General features: G+C 31.4%; 5 protein-coding genes. 1 reads left to right on the top strand and 4 read right to left on the bottom strand.

The genetic code is table 11. The annotated features are described in order from the left end of the window. Window positions 1-437: 437 nt before the first annotated feature. The gene (locus MR593_RS00400) at window positions 438-563 is read right to left on the bottom strand and encodes a hypothetical protein (protein WP_290685675.1); all 126 of its coding nucleotides are present in this window, start codon (window positions 561-563) and stop codon (window positions 438-440) included. Between the two features lie 256 nt (window positions 564-819). Between MR593_RS00400 and MR593_RS00405 the strand changes: the two genes are divergently transcribed. Next, on the top strand, window positions 820-2,265 hold the full coding sequence (locus tag MR593_RS00405) for an aminoacyl-histidine dipeptidase (protein WP_290685677.1): 1,446 nt from the start codon (window positions 820-822) through the stop codon (window positions 2,263-2,265). Between the two features lie 78 nt (window positions 2,266-2,343). Here MR593_RS00405 and MR593_RS00410 read toward each other — a convergent pair whose 3' ends face one another. The 3 genes from MR593_RS00410 to MR593_RS00420 form a co-directional block, all read right to left on the bottom strand. Beyond that, complete coding sequence (locus MR593_RS00410; protein ID WP_290685679.1) at window positions 2,344-2,892, bottom strand: flavodoxin family protein; 549 nt, start codon at window positions 2,890-2,892, stop codon at window positions 2,344-2,346. A 128-nt stretch (window positions 2,893-3,020) separates the two neighbouring features. Then, on the bottom strand, window positions 3,021-3,473 hold the full coding sequence (locus MR593_RS00415) for a hypothetical protein (protein WP_290685681.1): 453 nt from the start codon (window positions 3,471-3,473) through the stop codon (window positions 3,021-3,023). A 13-nt stretch (window positions 3,474-3,486) separates the two neighbouring features. Beyond that, the gene (locus MR593_RS00420; protein WP_290685683.1) at window positions 3,487-5,901 is read right to left on the bottom strand and encodes a DUF3656 domain-containing U32 family peptidase; all 2,415 of its coding nucleotides are present in this window, start codon (window positions 5,899-5,901) and stop codon (window positions 3,487-3,489) included. Window positions 5,902-5,938 lie beyond the last annotated feature (37 nt).

Here is a 5,938-nt window from a genome sequence, read left to right on the forward strand (position 1 = left end):
CACAGAATAAATCTAATAATAAAACTTTTTTATACGGCCTAAAATAAGGAAGAAATCTTCCTATTAATTCTTTAGTTTTGTATTTTCTCTCTTCCATTGAAACCTCCCAATATATTTAAAATATTTTTATATACCAAAATACACCTGCTGATGTAGCAGATGTTTAGATATTATATATGACATATTTAATTATACATTTATAAATACAATATATTCAATTATATATTTACGATACTTCTCCTTTTTTCGCATATACTATCATTTTTATTGATTGTTGTCAATTTGACACTTTCCAATATTTACATATAATTATGGTTAATCATTATAAATTAATAACTTGAATATTAATATATAGATAGGGTATAATTATATAATAAAAAGAGAACTACAATTCTATTCGCTATTAGAGTGGTAGCTTCTTTATTTACAATTTAAAGCTATATATTTGAACCGCTCTTATGGCCATTTGAGTGGTTTTTTACTTTTTTGTATATGTACCTAAAAGTACAACATATTCCTGTCGCAACTACTTGCGACAATATGCTAAGTAAAAAGTTCTCCATATCCTTCACCTCCTTTTCTAAAAAATTCAGTTACTATGATATGAAGCTACCACTCTATAGAAATGTAATTCTCCGTTGCCTATTATAGCATAATCACTAAAACAAAAAAAACTGGTTTATTGTTCCAAATTTCATACACATCAAACTCATTTATTTAGATAATAATATACATAAATAATCATACCTAACTTGATTCACAAATTTTGGTATAATATACTAATTGATAGAACAAACAAAATAAGGAGTTGACTTTCAAATGAAAAATATACTAGAAGGCCTAGAACCTCAATCTGTTCTAAATTACTTTGAACAAATATCACAAATTCCTAGAGGCTCTGGAAATGAAAAGGCTATAAGCGATTATCTATGCAATTTTGCAAAGGAATTAAATTTAGAATACATACAAGATGAACACCTAAATGTCATCATCAAGAAAAAGGCGACTAAAGGCTATGAAAACTGCCCTGGTGTAATACTTCAAGGACATATGGATATGGTCTGCGAAAAAAACAAATCTTCTAACCACGACTTTTTAAATGACCCTATTCAATTAAGAGTTGAAGGTGATATGATCTATGCAACTGACACTACTTTAGGTGCAGATGATGGTATAGCAGTAGCTTATGCAATGGCTATTCTTGCTTCTGACGATATAAAGCATCCAGCCTTAGAAGTGCTTATAACTACTGATGAAGAAGTAGGTATGACTGGTGCTATAAATTTAGATGCTAGCAATTTAAATGGAAAATACATGATAAACATAGATTCTGAAGAAGAAGGATTTATATTAGTAGGCTGTGCTGGTGGTAATAGAAACTGCATTAGCTTACCACTTGAATTTACTGATTCTGATAAACAAGGTATCTTAATAGAACTAAAAGGTCTTGTAGGTGGGCACTCTGGCTCTGAAATAGATAAAAACCATGCTAACTCAAATAAATTAATGGGTAGAATTTTAAATTTATTAGACGTAGATTACGATTTAGTTAGTATAAACGGCGGTTTAAAACAAAACGCTATTCCTCGTGAATGTGATGCTGTTGTAGCTGTCGACAAAAAAGATCTAGACGAATTTAAAGCTCAAATAGGTGATATCCAAAAAATATTCAACCACGAATACCAAGTATCAGACCCTGATATAAAAATAGAAATAGGTGAAGCTTATTTCGATAAAGTACTAACTGATAATTGCAAAGATAAAATTATAAAAATACTAAATCTAATCCCTAATGGAGTTCAAACAATGTGTGCCGATATTCCTGGATTAGTTGAAAGCTCTACAAATATAGGCGTAGTAACAACAAAAGAAAATGCTATGCTATTTGAAAACGCAACAAGAAGCTCTGTGGGAACTAGAAGAGAAGATATAAACCACAAAATAAAATTACTAGCAGACTGCGTAGGTGCCGACTATGAACAAACTGATCCATATCCAGAATGGGAAAGAGCTATGGATTCTAAGTTAGAAAAAATCAGCTTAGAAACTTATAAAAATCTAACTGGTAAAGAAGCTCAAATTATCACAATCCATGCCGGACTTGAATGCGGATTATTCCTTCAAAAAATGAAAGGCTGTGAAGCGATCTCAATAGGACCTAATACTTACGATGCTCATACTCCAAATGAACATATCAGTATTTCTTCTATACAAAATGTATGGGATTATTTGATAGCTTTACTTGAAAACATGAATCAATATTAGAATTTTATTTAAAACTAAATATATAAAAAGGAGCCCTCTAGCTCCTTTTTATTTTGAAATATGTAATCTAAATCGCTATTAAACTAATGCTTTTCCTGCTTCAACAGCATCTTCCATTAATTTATCATCCAATTTAAAATCAGGTGAACTTGTTCCAGCTACTACAAATGTTTTTTCTACATCCCATCCAAATGCTTTGAAGAAATTATTTGTCGCATCTATTTGAGCTTTAAATGCATCTGCATTATCTGCTCCTTGAGCGTATATTGTAATAGCTTTTTTCCCTGGATATCTAGGAGCAAAGCTTGAATCTATAACTGGATATAATCTGTCTATAAGTATCTTTCCTTGTCCTGATATGTTGTAGAAATATATTGGGAATGCAGCAACTATTGCATCTGCTTCTTTTATGTCTTCGTACATTGGTTGTAATTTATCCTTTGTCGCACAGCCTTCATTTTTTCTACAGTAGTTACATCCTTGGCATCCTTTTACTCCATCCTCATTTAAATCGTATACTACTACTTCTGCACCTTTTGATTTTGCACCTTCTATAACTTTATTTAATACCTTTGAACAATATCCATTTTTTCTTGGACTTGTCATAAATGCTACAATCTTACTCATTGTTCAATCTCTCCTTTTTTTAACTAAATAATATATTTTAAAAGAGAGAATCTAAGTATGGCGTACCTAAATTCTCTCCTCAAATATATTATATCACTAATTGTAATAATTCGAACTGATTTACAAAACTATTTTTGTTTATAATCCTCAACTAATTTTATATAGAATTGATCCTTTGGTATTCGAACAAAATAGTATTCCTTTTCGTTCTTTTCTAAGGTTATAGTTTCTCCGTTGTCGTCTGTTTTTATAGTTGCAGGAGTAGTTTTATCTCCATTTTTTATATTTATATCGATACTATTTTCTTTTGACTCGACTAGCTCATAGCTACACTCTTCACGTGAACCATCACTGTAATATAAATCTAAATTCATTTTCCAGTCGAATTTTAATAATGCGCTTTCATCTTCACCTTTATACTCCCAGTATCCCTCTACATCTTGTATTTGTAGGGTATTTTGTTCAGAAGTTTGTTCGCTTTTAACTAAAGATTCGTCTGTTGATTTTTCCTGTGTAGTGCTATCCTTGCTACATCCTACAGATAAAATTACAATCAACAATATCATCAATATTTTCTTCATAAAAATCCCCTCTTTAATCTATTCCTTTATATAGATGTCCCAATGTTGTATCTAATTCATCAAATAATTCTTGTGCTTCAGCACTAACTGTGCAATTATTTTTTATCGTATCTATAAACGCTTGTGTAATTTTAACTATTAAACTCGTATCTTCATGTGTAAAATCTAATCTAAATACGCTTACGCCAGCATCTAAAAGCTCCTCTAGTTCATTTATCAGGCAGTTTGGTCTTGAATTATATATTGTACTTCTGCAGAATAAGCCTTGAGATATTCTGTACTCTTCTCCTTTAAAATCTCTAAGTGCGTATTTGCTTTCGTTACAGGCTACACATCTTTTGTCTTTTTTGCAGTTTCTAGTAAGTACACCCATTGGACAGTATTCGCTTATCATCATTGGAATATATCCGTAAGCTACTGTTTCTATTTCTAAATCTGTGTATTTTGTAGTTTCCTTTATCTCGCTTATATTTAGCTCTTGTGAAATACAAAGAGTTTTTGCGCCTTCTTTTTTGTAGTGTTTTATTGTTTCACTGTTAAAAGGGTTTAGATAGTAATCTACATTTAGATTCACATTATCACTGTTTTCTTTGTAGAATTTCACTTGTCCTAGTGCAGATATTTGTACACTTTCTCTGCAGTATTGTTTAGATTTCTCTAGGATTTTATATTCTTTATTTCTTACTATTCTAGGAGCACTGTAGATTAATTTTTTATCATTTGCTTTAGCTATTTGTACAGCTTGCTCTAATGTCTTTAAGTCTTCATAGTAAATTGTGTCAATTTCTAATCCAACTATCGCTTTTAATGCGTCTAAATTATTTATTTTTACTCTGATCTTTGGATCATATTTTTTGCTTTGTTTGTTAGGAGTATAGCTTATCTTACTTTGTTTATAAGCTCTACCTTTTACAGGAATTCTAGCCTCGTCTAATAATTCAATAGCATCTCTACGCATTTGATTTATCAAACTAATAGGCATACTAACTCCATCGTCTAAATTTATTATTAGATTATCGATTTCGTAAGGTGTATTTCCTAATTTCTTCATTTGAGTTTCTATTTTTTCTTCGCTCAATGCTACCTTCAACGCTTTTTCTACTAATTTATCACCTTTGACAGTTACAAAATTGCCTTCTTTATCTGCCAATATCAATTGTGGATATTCATCTAATTTAATCGTAATTTCCGCATCTATCGAATTTTTTACTAATTCTTTATCTTGAGTATAAGTCTTTTGTGCTCTATCAATTAAATCTGTATCAGATGTTTTATACACGACTTGATTTTTTCTAGCTTCTCCTATAAAATCTATTTCTATAGTTTCACCTTTGTGTCCTACTTTGCAGATTTCTTTACCCTTTATAATTCTACCTATAGTTCCTCCACCTAGGTTTATTCCATCACCCTTTTTTAGAGTTCCATCTAATTTTATCTTCAATCGCTTGGCTTTTTTGTTGTAATCAACGACTTTTCCTACATATAAACCTTGATTATTTGGTATGTTGCTGTTCATAACTTCTGAACCGACTTCACCTAAAATAAGACCTTTTGTGAATTTTCTATTAAAGATAGTGTATAGATCCTCCATTGTCTCTGTGGATATTTTTACCTTTTTATTTTCAAAATAATCGTCTATAGCCTGTCTATAACTGTTGATAACTGTCGCTACATACTCTGGTTTCTTCATTCTACCCTCGATTTTCAAGGATAAAACACCACTTTCTATTATTTTATCCACATCCTCTATAGTATTTAAATCTCTCGTACTCAAAAGATAATCTCCCTTGTTGTGGATTTCTTCGCCTGTAGATATGTCTATAAGCTTATATTTTTGTCTGCAAGGCTGTGCACATCTTCCTCTATTTCCAGAACGATTTCCGATCATACTGCTCATCAAGCATCCTCCAGAATAGCAAACACAAAGTGCTCCATGTACAAAAATTTCTATATCCACATCTGTGTTGTCGCAAATATGTTTGATTTCTTCTATAGTCAACTCCCTCGCAAGCACTACTCTTTTAAATCCAATACTTTCCAAATACTTCACATCCTCTAAAGAATGCGCCACCATCTGAGTACTCGCATGCAATTCAAAATCAGGTAATAAGTCGTGTATAAGCATAGCCACTCCTATATCCTGCATTATAAGTGCATCGACATCTATATCGTATAAAAACTTGGCATATTCCACGAAATCTTCTATTTCATTTTGCTTTATAAGTGTGTTTGTAGTCACGAAAACTCTAACACCCCTTATATGAGCGTATTTAACTGCTTCTGTAAGCTCTTCTCTATCAAAATTATTTGCAGATGCTCTAGCACTGAAATCTTTTCCGCCTAGATAAACTGCATTCGCTCCATTTTGTACAGCTGCCTTTAATGAGTCAAAGGACCCAACAGGAGCCAGTAATTCTATATTTTTCATTTTATTTCTCCTATTTATTAAAGTTCGTATTCTATCA

This window comes from Intestinibacter sp. (assembly GCF_022780145.1).
GTDB lineage: Bacteria > Bacillota > Clostridia > Peptostreptococcales > Peptostreptococcaceae > Intestinibacter.

Excerpts from the sequence above, each read along its gene's own strand:
- MR593_RS00400 (WP_290685675.1), bottom strand. The coding sequence starts at position 563 with ATGGAGAACTTTTTACTTAGCATATTGTCGCAAGTAGTTGCGACAGGA.
- MR593_RS00405 (WP_290685677.1), top strand. The coding sequence starts at position 820 with ATGAAAAATATACTAGAAGGCCTAGAACCTCAATCTGTTCTAAATTAC.
- MR593_RS00410 (WP_290685679.1), bottom strand. The coding sequence starts at position 2,892 with ATGAGTAAGATTGTAGCATTTATGACAAGTCCAAGAAAAAATGGATAT.
- MR593_RS00415 (WP_290685681.1), bottom strand. The coding sequence starts at position 3,473 with ATGAAGAAAATATTGATGATATTGTTGATTGTAATTTTATCTGTAGGA.
- MR593_RS00420 (WP_290685683.1), bottom strand. The coding sequence starts at position 5,901 with ATGAAAAATATAGAATTACTGGCTCCTGTTGGGTCCTTTGACTCATTA.